24 protein-coding genes and 1 tRNA gene are annotated in these 21,515 nt (G+C 32.6%); 2 read left to right on the top strand and 23 right to left on the bottom strand.

Annotation, left to right across the window (positions count from 1 at the left end):
- Positions 1-98: 98 nt before the first annotated feature.
- The 15 genes from QQM35_RS07235 to bshC form a co-directional block, all read right to left on the bottom strand.
- Positions 99-875, bottom strand: a complete 777-nt coding sequence (locus QQM35_RS07235) for an RNA-binding protein (RefSeq protein WP_342610299.1) — start codon at positions 873-875, stop codon at positions 99-101.
- A gap of 91 nt (positions 876-966) precedes the next feature.
- Entirely contained in the window at positions 967-1,257 is a 291-nt protein-coding gene (locus QQM35_RS07230) for a YggT family protein (RefSeq protein ID WP_251516290.1), read from the bottom strand.
- A 10-nt stretch (positions 1,258-1,267) separates the two neighbouring features.
- Positions 1,268-1,870 carry a cell division protein SepF gene (locus tag QQM35_RS07225; protein WP_251516288.1) on the bottom strand — a complete coding sequence of 201 codons (603 nt, stop codon included), beginning with the start codon at positions 1,868-1,870 and terminating at the stop codon, positions 1,268-1,270.
- 5 nt (positions 1,871-1,875) lie between these two features.
- Positions 1,876-2,550, bottom strand: a complete 675-nt coding sequence (locus QQM35_RS07220; RefSeq protein WP_251943108.1) for a YggS family pyridoxal phosphate-dependent enzyme — start codon at positions 2,548-2,550, stop codon at positions 1,876-1,878.
- A gap of 18 nt (positions 2,551-2,568) precedes the next feature.
- Positions 2,569-3,357, bottom strand: a complete 789-nt coding sequence (gene pgeF / locus QQM35_RS07215; RefSeq protein WP_251516283.1) for a peptidoglycan editing factor PgeF — start codon at positions 3,355-3,357, stop codon at positions 2,569-2,571.
- A gap of 180 nt (positions 3,358-3,537) precedes the next feature.
- On the bottom strand, positions 3,538-4,713 hold the full coding sequence (ftsZ, locus tag QQM35_RS07210; protein ID WP_251516280.1) for a cell division protein FtsZ: 1,176 nt from the start codon (positions 4,711-4,713) through the stop codon (positions 3,538-3,540).
- A gap of 29 nt (positions 4,714-4,742) precedes the next feature.
- Complete coding sequence (ftsA, locus tag QQM35_RS07205) at positions 4,743-6,164, bottom strand: cell division protein FtsA (protein WP_251516277.1); 1,422 nt, start codon at positions 6,162-6,164, stop codon at positions 4,743-4,745.
- A 103-nt stretch (positions 6,165-6,267) separates the two neighbouring features.
- Positions 6,268-7,161, bottom strand: coding sequence for a cell division protein FtsQ/DivIB (locus tag QQM35_RS07200; RefSeq protein ID WP_251516274.1), 894 nt, complete (start codon positions 7,159-7,161; stop codon positions 6,268-6,270).
- Between the two features lie 15 nt (positions 7,162-7,176).
- Positions 7,177-8,526, bottom strand: coding sequence for a UDP-N-acetylmuramoyl-L-alanine--D-glutamate ligase (gene murD, locus QQM35_RS07195; protein ID WP_251516271.1), 1,350 nt, complete (start codon positions 8,524-8,526; stop codon positions 7,177-7,179).
- 1 nt (position 8,527) lies between these two features.
- Positions 8,528-9,493, bottom strand: a complete 966-nt coding sequence (gene mraY / locus QQM35_RS07190; protein ID WP_251516268.1) for a phospho-N-acetylmuramoyl-pentapeptide-transferase — start codon at positions 9,491-9,493, stop codon at positions 8,528-8,530.
- 211 nt (positions 9,494-9,704) lie between these two features.
- Complete coding sequence (locus QQM35_RS07185; RefSeq protein WP_251516265.1) at positions 9,705-12,143, bottom strand: penicillin-binding protein; 2,439 nt, start codon at positions 12,141-12,143, stop codon at positions 9,705-9,707.
- Positions 12,124-12,522: a cell division protein FtsL gene (gene ftsL, locus QQM35_RS07180; protein WP_251516262.1), complete on the bottom strand. Its 399-nt coding sequence runs from the start codon at positions 12,520-12,522 to the stop codon at positions 12,124-12,126. The genes QQM35_RS07185 and ftsL overlap by 20 nt, the downstream gene beginning before the upstream one ends.
- A 12-nt stretch (positions 12,523-12,534) precedes the next feature.
- A complete protein-coding gene (gene rsmH / locus QQM35_RS07175; protein WP_285813480.1) occupies positions 12,535-13,470 on the bottom strand; it encodes a 16S rRNA (cytosine(1402)-N(4))-methyltransferase RsmH in 936 nt (311 codons plus the stop codon).
- 14 nt (positions 13,471-13,484) lie between these two features.
- Positions 13,485-13,916, bottom strand: a complete 432-nt coding sequence (mraZ, locus tag QQM35_RS07170; protein WP_342610298.1) for a division/cell wall cluster transcriptional repressor MraZ — start codon at positions 13,914-13,916, stop codon at positions 13,485-13,487.
- A 149-nt stretch (positions 13,917-14,065) separates the two neighbouring features.
- Entirely contained in the window at positions 14,066-15,679 is a 1,614-nt protein-coding gene (gene bshC / locus QQM35_RS07165; RefSeq protein ID WP_251516256.1) for a bacillithiol biosynthesis cysteine-adding enzyme BshC, read from the bottom strand.
- Between the two features lie 246 nt (positions 15,680-15,925).
- Between bshC and QQM35_RS07160 the strand changes: the two genes are divergently transcribed.
- Positions 15,926-16,366 (top strand): N-acetyltransferase, encoded by a 441-nt coding sequence (locus QQM35_RS07160; RefSeq protein ID WP_251516253.1) that lies wholly within the window; start codon positions 15,926-15,928, stop codon positions 16,364-16,366.
- 334 nt (positions 16,367-16,700) lie between these two features.
- Here the strand turns inward: QQM35_RS07160 and QQM35_RS07155 are convergent, their stop codons facing one another.
- The 8 genes from QQM35_RS07155 to QQM35_RS07120 all read right to left on the bottom strand — a co-directional run bounded on the left by QQM35_RS07155 (position 16,701) and on the right by QQM35_RS07120 (position 20,414).
- Positions 16,701-16,835, bottom strand: coding sequence for a beta-class phenol-soluble modulin (locus tag QQM35_RS07155; RefSeq protein ID WP_251516251.1), 135 nt, complete (start codon positions 16,833-16,835; stop codon positions 16,701-16,703).
- Between the two features lie 43 nt (positions 16,836-16,878).
- Positions 16,879-17,013: a beta-class phenol-soluble modulin gene (locus tag QQM35_RS07150; protein ID WP_251516249.1), complete on the bottom strand. Its 135-nt coding sequence runs from the start codon at positions 17,011-17,013 to the stop codon at positions 16,879-16,881.
- Positions 17,014-17,052: 39 nt separating this feature from the next.
- On the bottom strand, positions 17,053-17,187 hold the full coding sequence (locus QQM35_RS07145; protein ID WP_251516249.1) for a beta-class phenol-soluble modulin: 135 nt from the start codon (positions 17,185-17,187) through the stop codon (positions 17,053-17,055).
- Between the two features lie 39 nt (positions 17,188-17,226).
- On the bottom strand, positions 17,227-17,361 hold the full coding sequence (locus QQM35_RS07140; RefSeq protein ID WP_251516249.1) for a beta-class phenol-soluble modulin: 135 nt from the start codon (positions 17,359-17,361) through the stop codon (positions 17,227-17,229).
- 39 nt (positions 17,362-17,400) lie between these two features.
- Positions 17,401-17,535, bottom strand: a complete 135-nt coding sequence (locus QQM35_RS07135) for a beta-class phenol-soluble modulin (protein WP_251516249.1) — start codon at positions 17,533-17,535, stop codon at positions 17,401-17,403.
- A gap of 40 nt (positions 17,536-17,575) precedes the next feature.
- Positions 17,576-17,722: a beta-class phenol-soluble modulin gene (locus tag QQM35_RS07130; protein ID WP_251516247.1), complete on the bottom strand. Its 147-nt coding sequence runs from the start codon at positions 17,720-17,722 to the stop codon at positions 17,576-17,578.
- A gap of 607 nt (positions 17,723-18,329) precedes the next feature.
- Positions 18,330-19,982: a glycosyltransferase family 2 protein gene (locus QQM35_RS07125; protein WP_342610297.1), complete on the bottom strand. Its 1,653-nt coding sequence runs from the start codon at positions 19,980-19,982 to the stop codon at positions 18,330-18,332.
- A gap of 246 nt (positions 19,983-20,228) precedes the next feature.
- The gene (locus QQM35_RS07120; protein WP_251516240.1) at positions 20,229-20,414 is read right to left on the bottom strand and encodes a hypothetical protein; all 186 of its coding nucleotides are present in this window, start codon (positions 20,412-20,414) and stop codon (positions 20,229-20,231) included.
- A gap of 262 nt (positions 20,415-20,676) precedes the next feature.
- Here QQM35_RS07120 and QQM35_RS07115 point away from each other — a divergent pair.
- A tRNA-Arg gene (locus QQM35_RS07115) sits at positions 20,677-20,750 on the top strand.
- The last annotated feature ends 765 nt before the right edge of the window (positions 20,751-21,515 follow it).

Below are 21,515 nucleotides of genomic sequence, written 5' to 3'. Positions count from 1 at the left end.
CATAAAATAATATTCTTTGAGTTGTGTGTTTGAAATAACTTAATATTGTGAATTTCGTGTCACGTCATCACTTATTACATACATCATACATTATAACATCATTTGAATAAAGTTTCGTATGAAATTCTCACTTTATCTTTTTTGGTTTTGCCACCTAGTTCAGTGATCTTTGCTCTACCAAAACCTTGAATTGACAATAAATCATCATTATCTAATTGGAAGTCAGTCTGCTCGATAATCGTGTGATTCACTTTCACCCGTTTTTTATCAATCAGTTGTTTCGCCACTGTACGCGGCTTACGTATAATTTCTTTCAGCACGACGTCTAAACGCAAACTACTTACTGTCGTATTGAAAGATTTCCATTGCTCATTTGATTGTATCATATCTTTAATTGGAAAAGAATTAAGTTTAACTTTAGCCCCTCGAATGCGTGTTAACTCTTGGATTATGTATGGTTCTAATTGCTTTGATACCGTCATTTGTATTCTATTATTAACGATAATATCACCCAATTGTTCACGCTCAATACCTAATGACATCAATGTTCCTAAAACGTGTTGGTGTTGAATCGTGACAAACTTTTGTGGGTAATCTATTTCAAGTAACGCAATTTCGAAATCCTCTTCTGGTGAATAATAATCAGGTGCAATGATTGCACGTTTACGTTCAGCAATTGGTCCACCAAAGAAATTTACTTCAATATCTTCAAAACTTCCCACAACTACGTTTAATATATATTGACCACGGGGATCTAAAAATGCTGTTAATACAGGTGCATATTGCTCACTAGCTTGGCGACATTTGTCTATGAGCATATCGATGATTGTATGTTCTTCTCGCCTAAAGTGTTGATAAATATCGATGTTAACCACTCCAATATAATATAAAGCACCTCCCGTTTAATCACGTAAGGTGCTCAATAAGTTTTCTTTTATATAAATCATACTATTTTACTTCAAATTCCTACATCATACTTTTCAAAATAAAATCAAAAATGCTTTCTAATCCCTTTTGGAAAAGTAACAATACGATAATAGCGGCAATAGATGATATATCTATCATACCTATCGGAGGAATTATCTTTCGGAAAGGTTCTAAAAACGGTTCGTAAATCTTTTGTAAAAACTCACCGAATTTACTTTCACGTGCATTTGGGATCCATGAAAGGAAAAAGTATAATATCATTCCCCAATAATACACCGATACCAAGAAAATAATAAATTTAAAAATAGTGCTTAGTAAACCAATATCCATATTATTCCCTCTATTCGCCTTGGTATTCCATGTTATCAATTTGGTCTGTTATGTTACCAGATACTTCTACGTTATCTGGCGTACATAGGAATATATCACTACCTACGCGTTGGATATCTCCACCAATTGCATATACAGTACCACTTAAGAAATCAATAATACGTTTGGCTGAAACTTTATCAATGCGTTGTAAATTTACAAGTGTTGCACGACGATTCTTTAATTCATCAGCAATATCTTGTGTGTCCGAGAATACGCGTGGTTCAAATAGACACATTTTTGAACTTTCTTGCATTTGATTGAAGCTTGATTGATTTTGATTGTTCATGTTCACAACATTTCTTGTGTTGTTTCTAGGAACGTTTTGGTTCATTTGATACTTCCTTTCACCAGTTGATGACTGTAATCTAGATGACTGTGATTGTGGTACGGATTGTATCGATTGGGATTGTTCAGAATCTACATTATTTGACGCTTGCTCTGAATGATTTGATTGTGCTTGCGCCTTATTATTATGCTTTCTGTCGTTGCGATCTTCCTCTGGTGGCGCTTCTAGTTCGTCATCTTCTTCCTCTACTACGAAAAAACCATTAAATAAATCTTTTAATGCCACGTGGGTCACTCCTCTTTTCCTACAAGTTTTGTACCAATTCTTACAAATGTAGCACCTGCTTCGGATGCGATATGATAATCATTACTCATACCCATTGAAAGCTCTGTACATGGTGCGTGTTTTAAATTTCGTTTCTTAATTTCATCTCTTTTTATTCTTAATGATTGAAATAAATCTTTAATATATGACTCATCATCTGTAAATGGTGCCATCGTCATCAGTCCAACCACTTTAATTTTTTCAAATTGTTCAAGTTCATCAATAAAATTGTCGACTTCTTCAAGTGTGATACCTTGTTTAGATGACTCACCTGAGACATTCACTTGCACAAAACATTTTATTTCGTGTTGCGCTCTTTTATTAATTTCACGCGCGAGCTTGAGTCTATCTAAAGCATGAAAGTAGTCAACATCATTGATGACTTCTTTCACCTTTCTTGTTTGCATTGTCCCGATAAAGTGCATAACCACGTCATCAGGTAATGCGTCATGCTTTTGTTGAAAACCTTCCAAACGATTCTCACCAAAATGTCTAATTCCTGCTTCATATGCATCATTAGCTCGGTCTATTGTAACATACTTTGTCACAGCAATCACGTTAGGCAATGTAGAAACCTCGCCTTTTTTACAATGTTCAGTTATTTGCTGATTGATTTGTTCTAAATTTTGTTTGACGTTCATGTTCGTAACACCTCATTTTCATTGTCCTATAAAAGCTAACATTCTTCCAGTATTCCCTTTCTCTACTCTATATGAGAAAAATAGTGATAAATCTTCGGAAGTGGCATATTCAGTAATATAAATATTATCATGTGGCACACCTTGTTGCTCAAGCAATAGAGCGTTCGCTTTCTTTAAATCAATGCGATGTCTATCTTCAGCAACTGTTTCAATATATTGTGTGTGGTCGATTGGTAAAGTTTCGAATTTACTTTTAATATCGTCATTTATTTCATAAGACATAGATGTTGCAGGTCCAATTACAACCTGTAAATCATCGTAATTAAAGTTAATTTGCTTTAACATTTCGCAAACAATTTGTCCTACTGTACCTCTCCAACCCGCATGTGCCAATCCAATGTAATGGTGCATTTCACTGTAAAAATAAATGGGTACACAATCTGCATAACACATAGTTAATAATAAATTTGAATCATAAGAATATATGCCATCGATACTATGTAATGTTTGTGTTAATGCATCAATATTTGATCCTCGATCAGCTTGTGTCACCTCTACCACATTATTTTCGTGTGTTTGAATCGGAAAAACCCATTGGTCTCTTGAGTAATTAATGACTGAAGCAAGTTGTTCTTGATGTGTCGTGATATTTTGACTGTCATCATCTATGTATCTCGCCATATTAAATGCGTTTTTAGGATAATCACTCAAACCGTCTTCTCTTGTAGTCATTCCTATTAGGACATTGTTAAGTGACTCGTCTTCATATTTTAAAATATGTGGATGTTTTTTAAATTTGTCTTGCATTAAAGGCACCTCCATTTAAATTTACCATCTTATTTATTTCTCACTCAGTAGTATATCACGGAAGATTATCAATAAAGTTAAAAGTATTTGATTTTAAAAAAAGTCATCAGATCATTTGACCTGATGACTTTTTCAATATGTTTCACACTTATAAGTTATGAACATTCAACTATAAAGTTATTATCTTCTAGTTCTTCTTGAACGTCTCTCTTCTCTATTTCTGATGAAACTAGGAATATCGTCATCATTCGTGCTATGGCTTCTTCCTTCACTTTTACTTGGTTGTGAAAGTGAATCAGATGATGATTTAGAAGCGAATGATGATTCTTCTTTAGCTGAAGTGGTTCCAGCAACGCTACCACCAAAGCCAGTGTTTGAAGCTTTACGTCCTTGAGCTGAAGGTTTATCTTCAAAACCTGTTGCAATAACAGTTACAACAATTTCATCTTGTAATTCTGGATTGATTACTGTACCAAAAATCATATTTACATCTTCATCAGCTGCATCTTGTACAATATCTGCTGCTTCTTGAGCTTCAAATAGTGATAATGATTCTCCACCAGTAATATTCATAAGCACACCTTGAGCACCAACAATTGATGTTTCTAATAATGGAGAAGAAATTGCTTTTTTAGCAGCTTCAACCGCACGATTTTCACCAGATGATACACCGATACCCATTAATGCTGAACCTTGGTTAGACATGATTGTCTTAACGTCTGCAAAGTCAAGGTTAACCTCACCTGATACGGCGATTAAATCTGAAATACCTTGTACACCTTGACGTAACACGTTGTCTGCTTCTTTAAATGCTTCCATCATAGGTGTAGATTTGTCAACGATGTCTAATAAACGATCGTTAGGGATAACGATTAATGTATCTACTGCAGCTTTCATTGATTCAACACCTGCAGCTGCTTGCGTTTGACGTTTACGACCTTCAAATCCGAATGGACGTGTTACAACACCAACTGTTAATGCGCCCATTTCTTTAGCAATCTTAGCAACTACTGGCGCTGCACCAGTACCTGTACCGCCGCCCATACCAGCAGTTACGAATACCATGTCTGCACCTTGAATTGCGTCCTCGATTTGTTCACGTGATTCTTCAGCTGCTTTTTTACCAATTTCAGGGTTGGCACCAGCACCTAATCCACGTGTTAATTTTTCACCAATTTGAATCTTAGACTCAGCTTTAGATAAGTTTAAAGCTTGTCCGTCAGTATTGATTGAAATAAATTCTACGTTATTCATACCATGATCAATCATTCGGTTTACAGCGTTGTTACCGCCGCCCCCTACACCGATGACTTTTAACGTCGCTAAATGATTAAATCCTTGTTCAAATTCTAACATTTGTATTTCCTCCTAGTTTTAATGGCCAATCATTCGAATAGTGATTTCATCAGTTTTTTAAATTTACTATCTTCTTGGTTATCATTTTGTTGAGGTTTACTTTCAGAGTCTTGATCGACTTCTGTATGTTTATCATATCCCTCATCTGAATCGGAACGAGTTTCTACTGAATCATTATCTGAAGGTTGTTTGCTTTCTGATTTGTTTGATCTCTTCTTAAACCAATCAAATCCTGATGATTTTGTCGTATTTGAGTTATCTTCAGATTCAATAACTTCTTCCTCGAATTCTTCACTGTCATGATTATTTATTGTAACATAATCAAGTAATTCATCGAAAGTAATGCTACTAGAAATCGTAGATATTGCAGAAGAATATTCAGGTTTTCTAATACCCATTTGTGATGGCGTATGTACTCTTACCTTTTCATTAACTAAATCTTGTAACAATTCTTTAATTCCTAATAAGTTCGATGATCCACCTGTAACAACGAATCCACCATTAACTTTCGTCAATTGTAATGCTTGCAATACATCAAATACTTCAAAGAAAATATCTTCAACACGTGCTTCCACAATATCTGCAAGATCTTTTTGAGTGAATTGTGCGTCTTCGTCTCTATCAACTTGATCCACACTAAACACATCTTGATCTGAAGCAGAATCATAAAATGCATGGCCGTATTGATGTTTAATCTTCTCAGCTGTTTCGTATGAGGTATTTAAACCTTTAGCGATATCTTCTGTAATATCTCTACCTGCCATTTCAACCGCGTCACCATCAACAAGTTCACCGCGCTCATAAAAAGCAAGTTGTGTAATATCTTCACCGATATCAATAACGCATGCGCCAAGTTCTTTTTCAGTTGCTGATAAAATAGAACCATAGTTATAAGCATCAGAGTATACATCTAATACATCAACACCACATGCTTCGACACATTTTATCATGTTTATTAAGATTGATTTCTGTATTGCAATGACACCAGCTTCTACTTCTAAACTGTGTCGTGCAATAAGTTCTTTTGGATCTGAAACTTCATTATCGCCATCTACAATAAATTGTATTGGAAACGCGTTTATAATTTCAGTTTCAGGTACGTCGTTCTTTTCGCGTATACCTTCTAGTACACTTTCAACATGTGTACCATCTAGTTCTGTATCTTCTTGAAATTCAATTTTATTTGATTCATCAAATACTTCAGTTCCGATAATTGGAAGTTTTAAAAACACTTCTTTAATATCTATACCGGAAGCAATAGAAGCTTTTTTTATAGTATCTTTGACTGCTTGTTTCGCAACGTCAAAGTCATCGATTAGTCCATTTTTTATCCCACTCGTGTAGGTTTGTCCTGTACCTATCACATTGATGCCATTGTGAAATTTCTCGCCTACTATTGTTTTAACACTTGATGAACCAATATCTATACTTACATAATAATGCTCTTCCATAGATAGGCACCTCCTGACAATTACTTATTAAAATTCACACTACCTATAGTTTACAATAGGTTGCAATGCTTGTGAACTATAAACACATACATTTGTCTAAATTTTAATTATTTTTGTCCGTTTTCTTTTTAATATTATTTAATGCATCTTGTAATTGATTTTTAGCTTTATCTTGTTGTTGAGATCCTTTTTCTACATTTTGATCTGTGGCTGATCTTGAATCATTTTCTCCAGCGTTACTATATGGAATAAATGAAGCGCCAACCGATAAATCTATGTAGCCTGAATTTTTAAGCTCTCCCGTTTCATCACGCTCTAATGATTGTGACATTTGAGGATAATATTTCATCTTGTTTCCGAAAGTATTCATATCTCCGACAATTTGAAGTCCATCTGTTGTATATATTTTAATTTGGTTAGTTGATTCTGAATCTTTATCGTAACTTACTTCAGAAATTGATGATCTAATATTAACTGGGATTTTTGCTAATTGTTTAATAATAAGGTTTTTTTGCTCATTATCAAACCCATCTAAAATCGGACCATCATCAGAAACATCGGATTTGTAATTTTCTAGCTCAGTTCCATCTTCAGTAATTGGAACATATTTATCTTTTTTGTTAATTAATCCAACGACTTGGTCTTCGGTAACTTCAACTGTCAATTTGTTGGGCAAATGCTTTGTGACTTTAGCTTTTTTCATTAATGTTTCTTTTTTAAGTCTTTGCTCAGCACTTGAAGTACTGTACGTATACATTCGCGAATTGTCATTCACTTTAAGCGCTTTTTTAATATCACTATTTGAAACATTGTGATTACCTTTAATTTCAATATTGTTAATCTTACTTAATGGTGTAAACATATAAATTAAAATTAACAAAATAATTAAAAGTAACACGCCAAATATAGAGTATTGAATTTGTTTTTGCCTCTTTCGACGTTTCTCGCGTTTTTCTTTTAAGTATTCGGAATCAAACTTACTAACTTTGTCAGACAATATATTTCACATCCTTTAGAAAGACGGTAAATGCGCTTTGAAACGATTTATAAATTTATTTCCACGCTCTTCAAACGTAGAGTATTGATCCCAACTTGCACATGCTGGTGAAAGTAATACAACATCATTTGTTTCAATAATTTCTTGAATTTTGTCTACAGCGTCTTCAACATCGATGGCTTTAATTACATATTTACCTTGGCTTTCACCCAGTTTAACAAATTTATCTTGGGTCTCGCCGAAAGCGACCATCACTCTAACATTTTCCATGTAAGGAATAAGTTCATCGAAGTCATTACCGCGATCTAATCCCCCACATAACCAAATAATAGGTTTATCAAACGCATTTAAAGCGAACTGAGTTGCTAATGTATTTGTAGCTTTAGAGTCATTGTAGTATTTATTTGTTTTATTTGTACCTACATATTGTAATCGATGTTCAATACCAGAGAATGTTGTTAAACTCTCAATAATCGCTCTGACTGAAACGCCAGCAAGTAATGCTGCCAATACTGCAGCTAAAATATTTTCTAAATTATGTTCACCTGGCAATACGAGATCATCCGTATGAATGATTCTAAATCCTTTAAATTCAATATAGCCATCTTTTACATAAATACCATCAACTTCTTGTTGAGTTGAGAAGTATAATACTTTTGAATGCAGTGATTCGGATTCAATTAAATGACGTTGATGATAATTACAAATTAAATAATCATTTTCTGTTTGATTCTCATAGATACGCTTTTTAGCATTTTGATAATTTTCCAATGATTCGTGATAATCTAAATGTGCGGAATAAATATTCGTAATGATTGCTATATGTGGTTTATACTGTTCAATTCCTAACAACTGGAACGAAGAAAGTTCAGTTACTAAGTAATCGTTTTCTGTTACCTCTTGAGCAACTTTTGATGCCACAAACCCGATATTTCCGGATAAACGACCTGTTACTCTACTATTTTGAAACATGTCACCGATTAATGAAGTGACTGTTGTTTTACCGTTTGTACCTGTTACACCTATAATTGGCGCTTCTGATACAAGATAACTTAATTCAACTTCTGTTAGAATTCTTAACCCTTTGTCCATAGCAGCCTTGATTAAAGGTACCGTATAAGGAATACCAGGATTTTTAACAATAATTGGGTCTTTGTCTAGCAATGATAGTGGATGTTCTCCACCTATTACGGTAATACCCATGTTTTGTAAATCCTTTGCATGTGAATCATGACTTAAATCTTTACCATCATTGACAACCACTTTTGCACCGAGTTTATTCAATAACTTTGCAGCTTCATACCCGCTCTTTGCTAAACCGACGATTAATACATCTTTATCTTCTAATCCAGTGTAATTCAACAATTTAATTCACTCCAATCCATAAACCTAGCAATCCTGAAATTAGTCCCACTGTCCAAAACACTGTTACAACCTTTTTCTCATTCCAACCAACAAGTTCAAAATGATGATGCAACGGAGCCATTTTGAAAATACGTTTTTTCGTTAATTTATATGAAGTAACCTGTAGCATAACTGATAAAGTTTCTGCTACAAAGACCAACCCAATAAATATAAGTGACAATTCTTGGTTTAACATGATTGAAATCGTAGCAAAAATACCACCTAACGCTAAACTACCTGTATCTCCCATAAATACTTTAGCTGGATTTAAATTGAAAGGAAGGAAACCAACTAATGCGAAAATCATAATAACACAGAAGATACCAATAGATGACGCACCTTGGATATATGACATAATCGCAAACATTGTAAATCCAATGATAGATAATCCAGTTGCTAATCCATCTAAACCATCTGTTAAATTCACTGCATTTGAAAAGCCAACTTGCCAAAAAACAATGAATATAACGTAAGCTAATGAAAGTGGTACCTCAATACCAATAAATGGAATATGAATACCTGTAGAAAAATCAGTTAAGTTAAATACTTGGCTCAGTATAAAAAAGATAACTGCAATCCCAATTTGTGCGAAGAATTTTTGTTTACTCGTTAAACCTTGGTTATTTTTCTTAACTACAATAATGTAATCATCAATGAACCCGATTAAACCAAAACCAATTGTCACAAATAATAATAAAATCATAGGATTAGAATTGTCTGTGAATATAATTGCGAGTAAAGTAGTAATAATAATACTTATCAAGAATGTCAGGCCACCCATGGTTGGTGTGCCGGTCTTTTTCATGTGACTTTGAGGCCCTTCTTCTCTAATACTTTGGCCAAATTTCATTCTTTTTAGAGTAGGTATAAGTACTGGGACTAATACAAATGTAATGATAAATGCAATGATTGCGAGTAAATAAATCATATTATGCTCCTTTTTATATTTAATTGGATTATGTCGAAATGCACTTGTCGTATACTGTAATTTTAGTAAATGACGAAGTATATCAAAAGAAGTAAGGATGGTAACTCTAATGAAAAGACTGGCCCGAAATGAACCCGTCAAATCATTAAATGTTACCCCTGACCTCTTTCAAATTACTCCTAGGTGTGCGCTGCGTTTTCAAAGTTCTGCTTTAATTATTTCCATTCTCGGTTGATTGTGTTTCGGTTGAATTGCTATTAGATGTATTCTCTTCGTTTGATTGATCTGTTTCATTTGATGGTTTTTCTTCAGATTGTTGGTCTTCAGAAGATGAATTATTGGTTTCATCTGCTGTGTTGCCTTCGTTTGAATCTTTATTCACTGATGCATCATCTTTCTCATCTTCTTTTGACTTATCTTTATCATCTTTTTTCGCTTTATCTTTCGATGACTTTTTAGGTTGTGGTTTAGTTTCACCACTTATTTGTTTTGATGAAAGTGTAACTTCAATTTTGTCATTCTTACCGATGTTTTGACCTTTATTTACAGATTGTTTTGACACAAATCCGCTACCTTTCATTGTAACTTTCGTATGCGTCATTTTTTCAAATGCGACTACTTCTTCTTTAGTCCAACCTGACATATCAGGCATTGTTAAATCTCCATCAGTTAGCAATAATACCTTACTATTTGGAAGTATCTGTTTATTCGCTTTAACAGACTGTTCTTGAACTTTTTCTCCGTTACCGATAACAACTGGCTCAAGTGATTTGCCGTTAATTGTGTTTTCTGCTTTATCTACGCCTTGGCCTTCTACACTTGGCACCTTACTATATTTAACGTCAGCTTTACCTTTTGATTTTTCATCTGTTTTTAAGTAGTTAAGTGTATTTTTCATGATTGGTTTAAATGCTTTACTTACACCCATTTCATAAGCTTCTTTATCATTTTTCTGAGCTAAACTCATACCAGCATAAACGATGACTTTTGGATTCTTCTTCGGAGCATCACCGATGAAGCTTACGAAGTATGGGTTTTCACCTTTAACATAACCGCCATTATCAGAGTCAGCTACTTGTGCAGTACCTGTCTTACCTTCCATATCGTAACTATCATCTCGATAGTTTTTAGCGTGACTATCTTTACTGTTAACTACTTTATCTAATTCAGTTCGAACTTTTTTAGCAGTATTCTTAGTAATTGGCTTGCCTGCAAACTGTTTTTTACCTTTATAAAATGTCTTATTACTTACTGGATTAGTAACACTGTTAACATACCAAGGTTTAAGCATTTTACCGTCATTTAAGAATGAAGATTGCGCTCTTAACATTTGTACAGGCGTAACTGTTGTTGATTGACCGAATGAAGTTGTTTTTTGCTGAGCTTCATTATCCCAAGCAATGCCACCTTCAGCTTCACTATCAAACATACCGTTTGTTGATTTACCGAAACCAAATTTTTCATACCAATGTTTCATCTTATCAGCACCAACGAGATCTTGTAAGTGCATCATTAATGTATTTGATGAGTAAGTAAAACCAAGTGTCATTGGGATATCGCCCCAACCGACTTTATTCCAGTCAGAGATTTCATCTCCCATAACTTTTCTAGGTCTCGCTTTATATTTCTTATTAGGTTTAAATTTACCTTCTTGAATTGCAGCTGCTAAACCAAATGATTTAAATGTAGAGCCTGGTTCATAGGTATTTTGATATAAATCATTTGCCCAGTTTTTACCAAAATCTTCACCTGTTTCAGGGTTAAATGTTGGTCGTTGACTATAAGCTAATATCTCTCCAGTTTTAGCATCCATAACTACTGCAAATAAGTCCTTAGGTTGATAGTGATCGACCATATCATTTAATGCTTCTTCGACGAACACCTGAATATTAGAATCTATTGTTAAATGCACGTCATCTCCGCGTTGTGGTGTCTTTTCTTTTTTAGAACTTGGAGCAATGTAACCCCAGATGTCGTGAATATAAGATAACGCACCTTTTTTACCTGCTAAGTTCGTATTAAATATTTTTTCAACACCCATAGCACCTTTAAGTTCACCGCTATCTGGGTCTTTTTGTGCAATACCAATTAGATGTGAAGCGAATTTACCATTTGGATAGAAACGTTCAGTTTCAGGATATAGCGTTATACCTGGTAAATGCATTTTTTCAATCTTTTGTTTATCTTTATATGTTAAATCTTGTCCTTTTCGACCAAATTCAACTTGGAATGCTTTTTTATTATTCAATCTTTTTTCTATTTCTTCTGGCGTCATGTCGATTACTGTAGATAGCTTTTTAGCTGTTTTCTTCTTATCAGTAACGTGTTTAGGTTTATCGCTACCTTCACTCGCCTTTTTATCAATGATTGCAACAAGTTTATATCTTTCAACGTCTTCGGCTAATATTTTGCCTTTTCTATCGTAAATTTTACCGCGTTCTGCTTGTTGTTGTTCTTTCACCATATACTTTTGGTTTGCTTTCATGATTAAATCTTGACCAGCTGCATGTCCAGTTAACATGATATAAGAATACCTTAAAACCAACGTAAAAAAGAGCAGTCCGAATCCAAGGATGAGTAGGACTGCCCCTATTTTATTTTGTTTTATAGGTAATTTTGGTTTTTTAAATTTAATTTTTCGCTTCGCCATTATTACGCACTACCTTTACATTATCGTTCTTAAGGCTCATACCTTGATCTTTAGCCTTGTCGTAAATGCGTTCATATGATGAGTTCTTTTTAATTTCAGATTCGATAGCGCTATTCTCACTTGCTTGTTTTTCGATTTTTGAATCTAAATCTGCAATTTTGCCTCGAGTATCATACGCATCCATTTTTAAAGATAGCATATAAATACTAATTAAAGCAATTAAAGTTATAAGTGATATGTATAACATCTTTTCAAATTTAGTAAGCTGTACAACGACTTTGCGTTTGACGCTCTTCTTTTCTTTTTGGGTATTCGGTTGCGAGTCCGGAATTTGATGTGCTGTATTATCGTACGGTTGATATATCTTTTCTACGGCCACTCTTTTCACTCCTTATTTTAATATTTCTGCTACTCGTAATTTTGCACTACGGGCACGATTATTATTTTCTAAATCTGTCTCACTTGCGACAATTGGTTTGCGATTTACTCTTTTTAACTTTGGCGTATATGTTTCAGGAATTACTGGTAAACCTCGTGGTGTTTCAGGCCCCTTTTCATATTCTTGAAACATTTGTTTACACAAACGGTCTTCAAGAGAATGGAAAGTGATGACCGATATTCTACCTTCTACGCTCACATGTTCAATCGCTTGCTCTAATGATTCTTCAAATGCCGCTAATTCGTCATTAACAGCAATTCTGATTGCTTGAAAGATTCTTTTAGCCGGGTGACCGCCTTTACGTCTTGCTTTAGCAGGTATCCCTTCTTTAATTACATCTACAAGCTCTAGCGTTGTTTCAATACTTTTAACTTCTCTATTTTGCTCAATTCGTCTAGCGATTTGTTTAGAAAATTTCTCCTCACCATAGCGGTGGAATATTCTTACTAAATCTTCAAATCGCCATTCATTTACTACTTCATATGCTGATAGGGATTGTGTTTGATCCATGCGCATATCTAATTTTGCATCTTGATGATAACTAAAACCTCTTTCAGGCACATCAAGTTGTGGACTCGATACGCCAAGGTCGTAATAGATACCATCCACTTTTTCAATATTTAATGATTTCAAAATGTTGTCTAATTCTCGGAAATTGCTGTGAATGAATGTTACTTTATCTAAATGGTCTTTCAAAACTTCTTTCGCATTTTCAATTGCTTGTGTATCTTGATCGATTGCAATTAGTTTGCCATTGTCATTTAACTGTTCTAGTAAATATAAGGCGTGACCTGCTCCACCTAATGTACAGTCCACATACACACCATCTTCTTTTATATTTAAGTAATCAATGGTTTCTTTAAGCATTACACTGACATGATGAAACACGTTAACGCCTCCGTTTAAAATTCAAAATCAATCAAATCTTCTGCAATATCTTCAAAGCTTTCTTCAGATTCTTCATAGAAATTATTCCAAGTTTCTCTATCCCAAATCTCAATTCGATTTGAAACACCGATAACTGTACATTCTTTGTTCAAATTGGCGTATTGTCGTAAATTCTGAGGGATGTTGATACGCCCTTGCTTGTCTAACTCCACCTCAACGGCTCCTGAAAAGAACATACGCATAAATTTACGTGCATCCTTTTTCGTCATAGGTAAGGTTTTCATGTTTTCTTCGATGACTTGCCATTCTTCTAAAGTGTAGCCAAACAAACATTTATCAAGGCCTCTAGTAATTATAAAACGTTCATTTAAGTCATATCTAAATTTGGACGGAACAATCATGCGTCCTTTTGTGTCCAACTGATGATCGTATTCTCCCATGAACATTTTATAATCACCTCACCTTCTTATATCTATAATTTACCACATCTCACCACTATCCTCCACTAATTATACAAAATTCCCCAAAATTTATCATAATACAAAAAAATAACCCGATTCATCTCGAAGATGAATCGGGCAAATCCCAACGCGCTCTAAGGTTTTATGATTATATGGTCAAAGGTGTAGGAAAGTGGAGGGTAGGTGGAGGGACTGAACACATCCAGCCCAAATTCATTTAAAATTTGGAGCGGATTCCATATTCTTTCTTGCAAACCACCCATTGGATGTAGCACATGTTTAATTTCTCTAAAATGTTTCATACTTACATCATTTTCTCTTTCAATATTAAGCAAATACCTTTTTAGCAAATAATCGAATTGTTGTTGATGAATTTCATTATTTTTAGCGAGTAAATTTTTATTATCATTATTATTCTCTACTTTGGATTCTAATGATTGATATAAGTTCGCTTGTTCTTCTTTTAAGGCACTCACACGCTCAATAAAATCTGTAGAAGCTCTAGCTCTAATAAATTTATCTTTATCTTCTACTATGCCATTTTCGATAATTTGTGCTGTATTGAGCTCGTACTGGGAAATTAATTTTTCAATTCTTTCATTTAAATAGCTAATACGTAGACGTGGCATTACGATTGGCAAAGGTATATTTAACAGAGTGAAAATATCATTTAACTCTGTCCAATATTTTATTTCACTTGGACCACCTACAAAGGCTACCGTGTTAAATAACCATTCTTCCATTAATGGTCGGGTCACAACGTTATTTGAAAAACGGTGAGGTTCTTCATCTAATATTTTGAAAAGTTGTTCCTTCGTATATTTCTCATCCGATTTAGACAAATAATAGTAGTCATTTTCAAACGTCAATAGTTGACGCTTCTCATCTTTTTCTAAAAATAGATGTACATTACTATCAGTTTGAATCATTTGTTCGATATTATTTGCCATCGTATCCTGCTGTGTCTTTCTAAATGTTGAATCAATTTGTTGATGATTTTCAATTATTGTTTTGAAAAATGGACGTTCAAATGATCTTAACTTTTTATTATTCGCATCAATTAATAAGAGACCGTAATCTTTGAACACTTCATGGATAAGCGCCTTAAACATATCAGACCAATAATCATAACGCTCGATAATATTTGTACATATCTCAATTAATGGCTTTGTATGTTTCGTTTCTTTTAATTCTTTAAAGAAACGGTTCAAACTATTTAATAATTCGTCCTTGTCCGGCTTATAATTGGAAACGCCATTTTCTGGTGGTTCTAACGTATGATATTTAACTTTTTTCAACTCTGCTTTCTGCCGATTGTATACATTGAAATGGTTAACTTCTTCGAAATCATGATCTTCTCCAGCTATCCAAAATACCGGTACAACATTGAAATCATACTCTTTTGAAAGTTGCTGACTTAAAGTAATAATGGAAAAGATTTTATGGAAAGTATATAACGGTCCACCAAATAGTCCAGCTTGTTGACCACCTATTACTACTTTAGCGCCCTTAGACAAGGATTGAATATGATCTTTTTGAAGTTCAGTAAGGTCTAAATCATTCATATAATCGTTAATAATATTCGCTAACTTTTGTTCCCTACCATTATTTTCGCTTTTTAATTTATTGAGATAATCGGTTGAATGCATCGCATTATAATGAAAAAACTGAGTAACCTGTTTATCGTCTTGTTTTATTTTAGAAATAAATTGATCTTTTTCATTAAGTTTCTTTATCAGACAATCCATTTATATATTTCTCCTTATGTAATCTGTTCTTAATTAGTATAAAGCGTAAGGCGTTTATTGACAATTTAACGGCTTAAATTGACTTTTAAAACTTAAAATCTTATGAATGTCTAAAAATCTAAACAAGTATTTATGCAGTGAAACTATAATTTTGGAAAATGAAGTAAGTTAGTTAAACAGTAATTATTGTGAAATTCGCTTAAAAATCATGTATAATGGTAATATGATAACGAAGGGGGAACGTCTATGAGTAATGTAAAACGTCTTGATATTAACTACAAAACAGACGAGCTTTTTAAAGACTTTAGAAATTTTGGAAATGAAAATTTATACTTTGTCGATGAACTTCGTGGTGAAATGATCGACGCAAGTTCAGAGTCACCTTTCTATGGAATTTATGTAGGTGATCGATTAGGTGCAAGGATGGCCTTATATAGAAAAGGCGAAGTCGAAGAACAGCACTTCCCTGATTTCGATGATTATAATATCCTTTGGAAACTCGAAGTATTAAAAAATTTCCAAGATAGAGGATATGGTACAGAATTAATTAATTTTGCAAAAGAACAAGGACGCCCAATTAAAGTGATCGCTCGTAACCAATCAAAAGATTTCTTCATTAAACATGGTTTTGAAGATTTAAATAAGAAGAATAAAGATGATCACGACATCTTAATTTGGACTCCATAATAGAGTTGTGCTATGTAATTAGCACAACTTTTTTACTTTATATATGCTTAACTTTTGTATATATAATGGTAGAAACGCGACACAGCCATTATTATTTATAGCAAATCATTGTTAAAATCTATTGATTTCGCTCTAAATGTACAAGCGAGTTTTTCTTAGAACACAAATAGTCCATCTAATTTAATAGATGGGGTTGTAAATGTAAAGACGTTAAATATTACATAAAATTGGATAGGTTAATCATTCCAAACTCCCATCATCCCCATAAAAATTTTTTTAATACAAAAAAACGACCAAGGTTATTACCCTGGTCGTTGCTTATATTAATTCAATCTTATAGTCCGAATGCTTTTGAGATTAAGCCAGCTGCGTTTTCGATGATTCCAACGATGCTTGTACCTAATTTAGCGTTGTCTCCTGCTTTACCTGCTTCGATTGCTGCTTTGATGTTTTCGATTAATTTTTCCATGATTAATAACTCCTTTATTTTTTATTTTAATTTAAAGTGTAACTTATAGTCCGAATGCTTTTGAGATTAAACCTGCACCAGCTTCAACGATGCTTACGATGTTTTTACCTAAATCTGCACCGTTACCTGATTTTGCCGCTTCTACTGTGTTTGCGATTGCTTCTGCTAATTTTTGCATGTTCATTACTCCTTACGTTTTAAATTTTTTAATTATATCTTATAGTCCGAAAGCTTTTGAAATTAAACCTGCACCAGCTTCAACGATGCTTACGATGTTTTTACCTAAGTCTGCACCGTTACCTGATTTTGCCGCTTCTACTGTGTTTGCGATTGCTTCTGCTAATTTTTGCATGTTCATTACTCCTTACGTTTTAAATTTTTTAATTATATCTTATAGTCCGAAAGCTTTTGAAATTAAACCTGCACCAGCTTCAACGATGCTTACGATGTTTTTACCTAAGTCTGCACCGTTACCTGATTTTGCCGCTTCTACTGTGTTTGCGATTGCTTCTGCTAATTTTTGCATGTTCATTACTCCTTACGTTTTAAATTTTTTAATTATATCTTATAGTCCGAAAGCTTTTGAAATTAAACCTGCACCAGCTTCAACGATGCTTACGATGTTTTTACCTAAGTCTGCACCGTTACCTGATTTTGCTGCTTCTACTGTGTTTGCGATTGCTTCTGCTAATTTTTGCATGTTCATTACACCTCTGTTTATAATTTTAGTTTTTAATTAATTATTGACCAGTTGCTTTTGAAATTAAATCTGAAGCTACTTCTGCACCTTTTGTTACGATGTCTACAATGCTAGTTCCTAATTTAGAACCGTCACCTTTGATTGCAGCATCTACAGTGCTTCTAATTGCATCGAATAAACCTTCCATTATAAACACTCCCTGTAAATGTTATCTTAATGACAATAAATGTTAAAAACGAAGCTGAATCATTAATTTGTTTAGCTATCGTTTCGACAACTATAATATAAAATATTTGAGACAAATTTTGGTCAATTATTCCTACTTCGGTACATTTTAGCAATTTCTGTACACGAAATTAGCGCAAAGTACAGTTTTGAATGCCTAACTGTATTTTACGCCATTCAGTTTCATGCAATTAAGTTAACGAATTATTAATTGAATTTTGCGTGATTGTAAATATCGTCATAATTTTCAGATTAATATAAGGTTTGATATGTTTTTCTAGATATAATCGGCTATTTCGAGTGGTTTTTCGTGTGGTTTACCAAATTGTAAGTAATTTGATTTATTAAAAAGAGTGTTGAGAAGGTTTTATATGATAAGTAATCGCTTTCATTTTCTTCATACCTTTTAAGTTAATGGATTAAACATTTTTTATACATTTAATATAAAAAGTGCAAAAATCTTTAATTTTATCCCCATTAACTCGAGGTTTGGCGTAACTTTGAATACATAAATTGACGCCTAACTGTTATAGAAGAACAGTTAGGCGTATATAAATGTGTTGAAAGGTTTAATTAATAACTTCATCGACGAATGCTTTATTTGCAGTAATGACTAATCCATCTTCTGTTATAAGTCTAGGAATGCCTTTTTTAGTAAATTCAGTATCAACTATATTAACAGTATCGCCAATATTTACTTCGTGATTCGTTCTATGTTTAAACTCTATATCTTTATATTGGTATATTTTTTTAATAACTTTAACTTTTAATGGTTGATATTTAAAATATTGAGCAGGTTTTTTAGATTTTGTTTTTTGTTTATTTAAAAACTCTGCCTTAAACTTTTGTCTTTTCAGTTTAGTATTTTTACTTGCATTAGGCATATTCATATTAACAATACATGGTTTATACTCATCGTGAATAATATTAATATTAAAATCAAAATCACATTGACTGAGTGTCTCAGAATCTAAATAAATATAGTTTCCTTCTTGTGTATATGGAATTTCTTGTTCATTTGGTTCATTATAAAGTTCCATTAATACAACTTTATTTATATGAACTTGGCTATTTTTATAAATCCTTATTACTTCTTTTAGAGAATGATCTATAAAATGTGTACCCTCATATACTGCAAACATTTCTTCTTTAACTGGTATACAATGACGTAAATGTTCAGGCATCGCAAAATAAATTTGATTATCTTTTACAAACTTATTAGCATTCCCACCTTTTGTTAACAATTTTACGTAATCATGTAACAAGTCATATTCCTTGTTTATAAGGAATTGATAAATATTTTTATATTTATCAGCTGTTATATAGTTCTTACCGTTTTTATTATATCTATCTAGGATAGCTAGCATTTCATCAAAAAGTTGATAAAATATTTCCTTATTTGGATGTTTTAAAAATCTTTTCCTATTAAACAGTCTTGCTATAAAATCGACTTCTATAATTCTGCTTAAAGCTTGAAACTCAGTAGATTTTGGTAAAGATAATTTCAACACTTCTTCCAATATTTCCAAGTTACATTCTGTTTTTTCTATAATACTTGTTTCACCTACAAGTGATTCATTTTGACTAAAGCGATTGACATGATATACAGGCATTGGATTCATAGAAGCGTTTCGACACTTTGAGATTGCTTCGATAAAAAATAGCTTATCTTCTCCAAATTTATAATGTTGAAACTGAATATGATTTTGTTTCAATATATCTGTTTTTATAATTTTTCCAGGAGGCCCTACCGCTCTGAATATTTTATTAATCTCATATGGAACGAGATGATTTGCTTCTTTATACGAAGTAAATCTTCCTAACTTCGTCACTGCTTTTTCAGTATGTTTGATACTGTGGCCAAAAGCCACATCTGCATCATTTGCTTGTGCCTGTTTAACTAATTTTGGTAATCCAGTTTCATCAAGCCAATCATCTGCATCGAGGAAGGTAATATATTTACCTTGTGCATCGTTTATACCAATATTTCTCGGTACTGCAGGACTACCTGTATTTACTTCCATGATCACTAATTTTAAAAAGTCATATTTATTTAAATATGATTTAATTATTTGTTGTGATTTATCATTTGAACAGTCATCAACAAATATCGCTTCTATTTGGTTTTTATCTATATTTAAATTATTAATTGATTCAATACAATTTTTTAAAAACAATTCCTTATTGTAGACCGGTACAATAATTGACAATAATTTTTCCAATTGTAACTTCCCTTCTTACTTTAAGCAATTTACAAATCCGAAATGAGTTAGTAATTTATTTTTTAATTTAACTTCCCACATTAAATTAAAATACACTCAAATATTCTTTGTTTTTGCAATTTTCTAAATTTTAATTAAAGTATTTATATATTAATAAAACCACCTAATATTGCCCTGGGTGGTTCAGTGAATATTGAACTAGCAAAGTAACAAAACGTCTTTCATATCATTAAAGTTATATAACTTTTACGATTCTTTATCTGAATTTGATTTACTGTTCTTTTTCAAGAACCCCATTGCTTTATCGATGTATTTTGAATAATCTTTACCTTTTTTCTTTTTAACTTGATCATTAACTTTATTTAATCCTTGCTCAAGTTTCCCGTTTTCGACATATTTATCAACTTGCTTTTTCACATCGTCTTTATTCACTTAAAATAACCTCCTATAAAGAATTTTTTATCATTTACCCACGTCAAACAATAGTAAAACGGGGTAATTTCATATCATTTTATATTAAACCGTCGCATATATTCAAATAATTTCATATACAGATAAAGACCTTTACAGGAGTATTTTATCAAAATGATGATAAAAACACCAAAATAGTGAAAAATCATATATATTTTTGAATCTCATAGTATTGCTTTATAAAGCTAGTTTAGATATAATAATATTTGTGTTAAAAAATCATGTCCTGGTAGCTCAGCTGGATAGAGCAATGGCCTTCTAAGCCATCGGTCGGGGGTTCGAATCCCTCCCAGGACGTTTATAAGTTTCCTATATTAGCTGAAACCCCATAACTAAAGGGATTCAGCTTTTTTATTTACTAACTAAGCCTAATAAAATACAACTAAATTCACATATCTTTGTCACGTGCATGACACAAAAATAACCACCTAGTCGTTTAGGTGGTTCCTCGCATATTCATATAATTTTTCGGTTGTTCTTAATTTTTGATTATCATATCTCGACTACCATTTCTAATTGAAGCTAGTGCATTATGACTAACTCCAATGTATTTATGAATTAAAAAACTTTTTATTACTTCCATCAAACTTGTAATAGTTTAGAGGTATTTACCCAAATTACCTTTGTCCGTTGTTTTTAACTTTTTAGTTTTTCTTAATTATTTTTAATTTTTTTATTACACTTCTCATTAGAAATATCGTTGCTAAAATATTAGTAACAATACTTATTATCGTTAGTATCTTATCTGTTTTATCCAAAAATCTCAGCCCTATTTACTAAAAGTAAAAATCCCAATTAATCAATATGAATCTCCGATTTTATATCAAAAGTTTTTAAATGATATTTAGTATGAGATTCACAAATGAAAGAATTAAAGTAATTATCATGATAATTAAAGTTGATTTCTGTTTCTTTTCTTGAGTCATAAATAATTCCCCTTTATTAAAATGAACCTTGAGTGCAATTAACTATTCGAATTCTATTTCTTTTGAGCTAAATGCAATAGGTTTTGTAAAACTAATTATACCACAATATTTATTGTATAAACTATTGTGTTAAAAT

The sequence above is a fragment of the Staphylococcus hsinchuensis genome, assembly GCF_038789205.1.
GTDB classification, from domain to species: domain Bacteria; phylum Bacillota; class Bacilli; order Staphylococcales; family Staphylococcaceae; genus Staphylococcus; species Staphylococcus hsinchuensis.
The sequence above is the reverse complement of the archived record's forward strand: the minus strand, read 5'-3'. Positions and strand labels throughout refer to the sequence as shown.

Excerpts from the sequence above, each read along its gene's own strand:
- ftsZ (WP_251516280.1), bottom strand. The coding sequence starts at position 4,713 with ATGTTAGAATTTGAACAAGGATTTAATCATTTAGCGACGTTAAAAGTC.
- QQM35_RS07220 (WP_251943108.1), bottom strand. The coding sequence starts at position 2,550 with ATGAACGTCAAACAAAATTTAGAACAAATCAATCAGCAAATAACTGAA.
- QQM35_RS07155 (WP_251516251.1), bottom strand. The coding sequence starts at position 16,835 with ATGGAAAAATTAATCGAAAACATCAAAGCAGCAATCGAAGCAGGTAAA.
- QQM35_RS07145 (WP_251516249.1), bottom strand. The coding sequence starts at position 17,187 with ATGCAAAAATTAGCAGAAGCAATCGCAAACACAGTAGAAGCGGCAAAA.
- mraY (WP_251516268.1), bottom strand. The coding sequence starts at position 9,493 with ATGATTTATTTACTCGCAATCATTGCATTTATCATTACATTTGTATTA.
- bshC (WP_251516256.1), bottom strand. The coding sequence starts at position 15,679 with ATGGATTGTCTGATAAAGAAACTTAATGAAAAAGATCAATTTATTTCT.
- QQM35_RS07135 (WP_251516249.1), bottom strand. The coding sequence starts at position 17,535 with ATGCAAAAATTAGCAGAAGCAATCGCAAACACAGTAGAAGCAGCAAAA.
- QQM35_RS07230 (WP_251516290.1), bottom strand. The coding sequence starts at position 1,257 with ATGGATATTGGTTTACTAAGCACTATTTTTAAATTTATTATTTTCTTG.
- QQM35_RS07160 (WP_251516253.1), top strand. The coding sequence starts at position 15,926 with ATGAGTAATGTAAAACGTCTTGATATTAACTACAAAACAGACGAGCTT.
- pgeF (WP_251516283.1), bottom strand. The coding sequence starts at position 3,357 with ATGCAAGACAAATTTAAAAAACATCCACATATTTTAAAATATGAAGAC.
- QQM35_RS07140 (WP_251516249.1), bottom strand. The coding sequence starts at position 17,361 with ATGCAAAAATTAGCAGAAGCAATCGCAAACACAGTAGAAGCGGCAAAA.
- QQM35_RS07185 (WP_251516265.1), bottom strand. The coding sequence starts at position 12,143 with ATGGCGAAGCGAAAAATTAAATTTAAAAAACCAAAATTACCTATAAAA.
- ftsA (WP_251516277.1), bottom strand. The coding sequence starts at position 6,164 with ATGGAAGAGCATTATTATGTAAGTATAGATATTGGTTCATCAAGTGTT.
- QQM35_RS07130 (WP_251516247.1), bottom strand. The coding sequence starts at position 17,722 with ATGGAAGGTTTATTCGATGCAATTAGAAGCACTGTAGATGCTGCAATC.
- QQM35_RS07150 (WP_251516249.1), bottom strand. The coding sequence starts at position 17,013 with ATGCAAAAATTAGCAGAAGCAATCGCAAACACAGTAGAAGCGGCAAAA.
- mraZ (WP_342610298.1), bottom strand. The coding sequence starts at position 13,916 with ATGTTCATGGGAGAATACGATCATCAGTTGGACACAAAAGGACGCATG.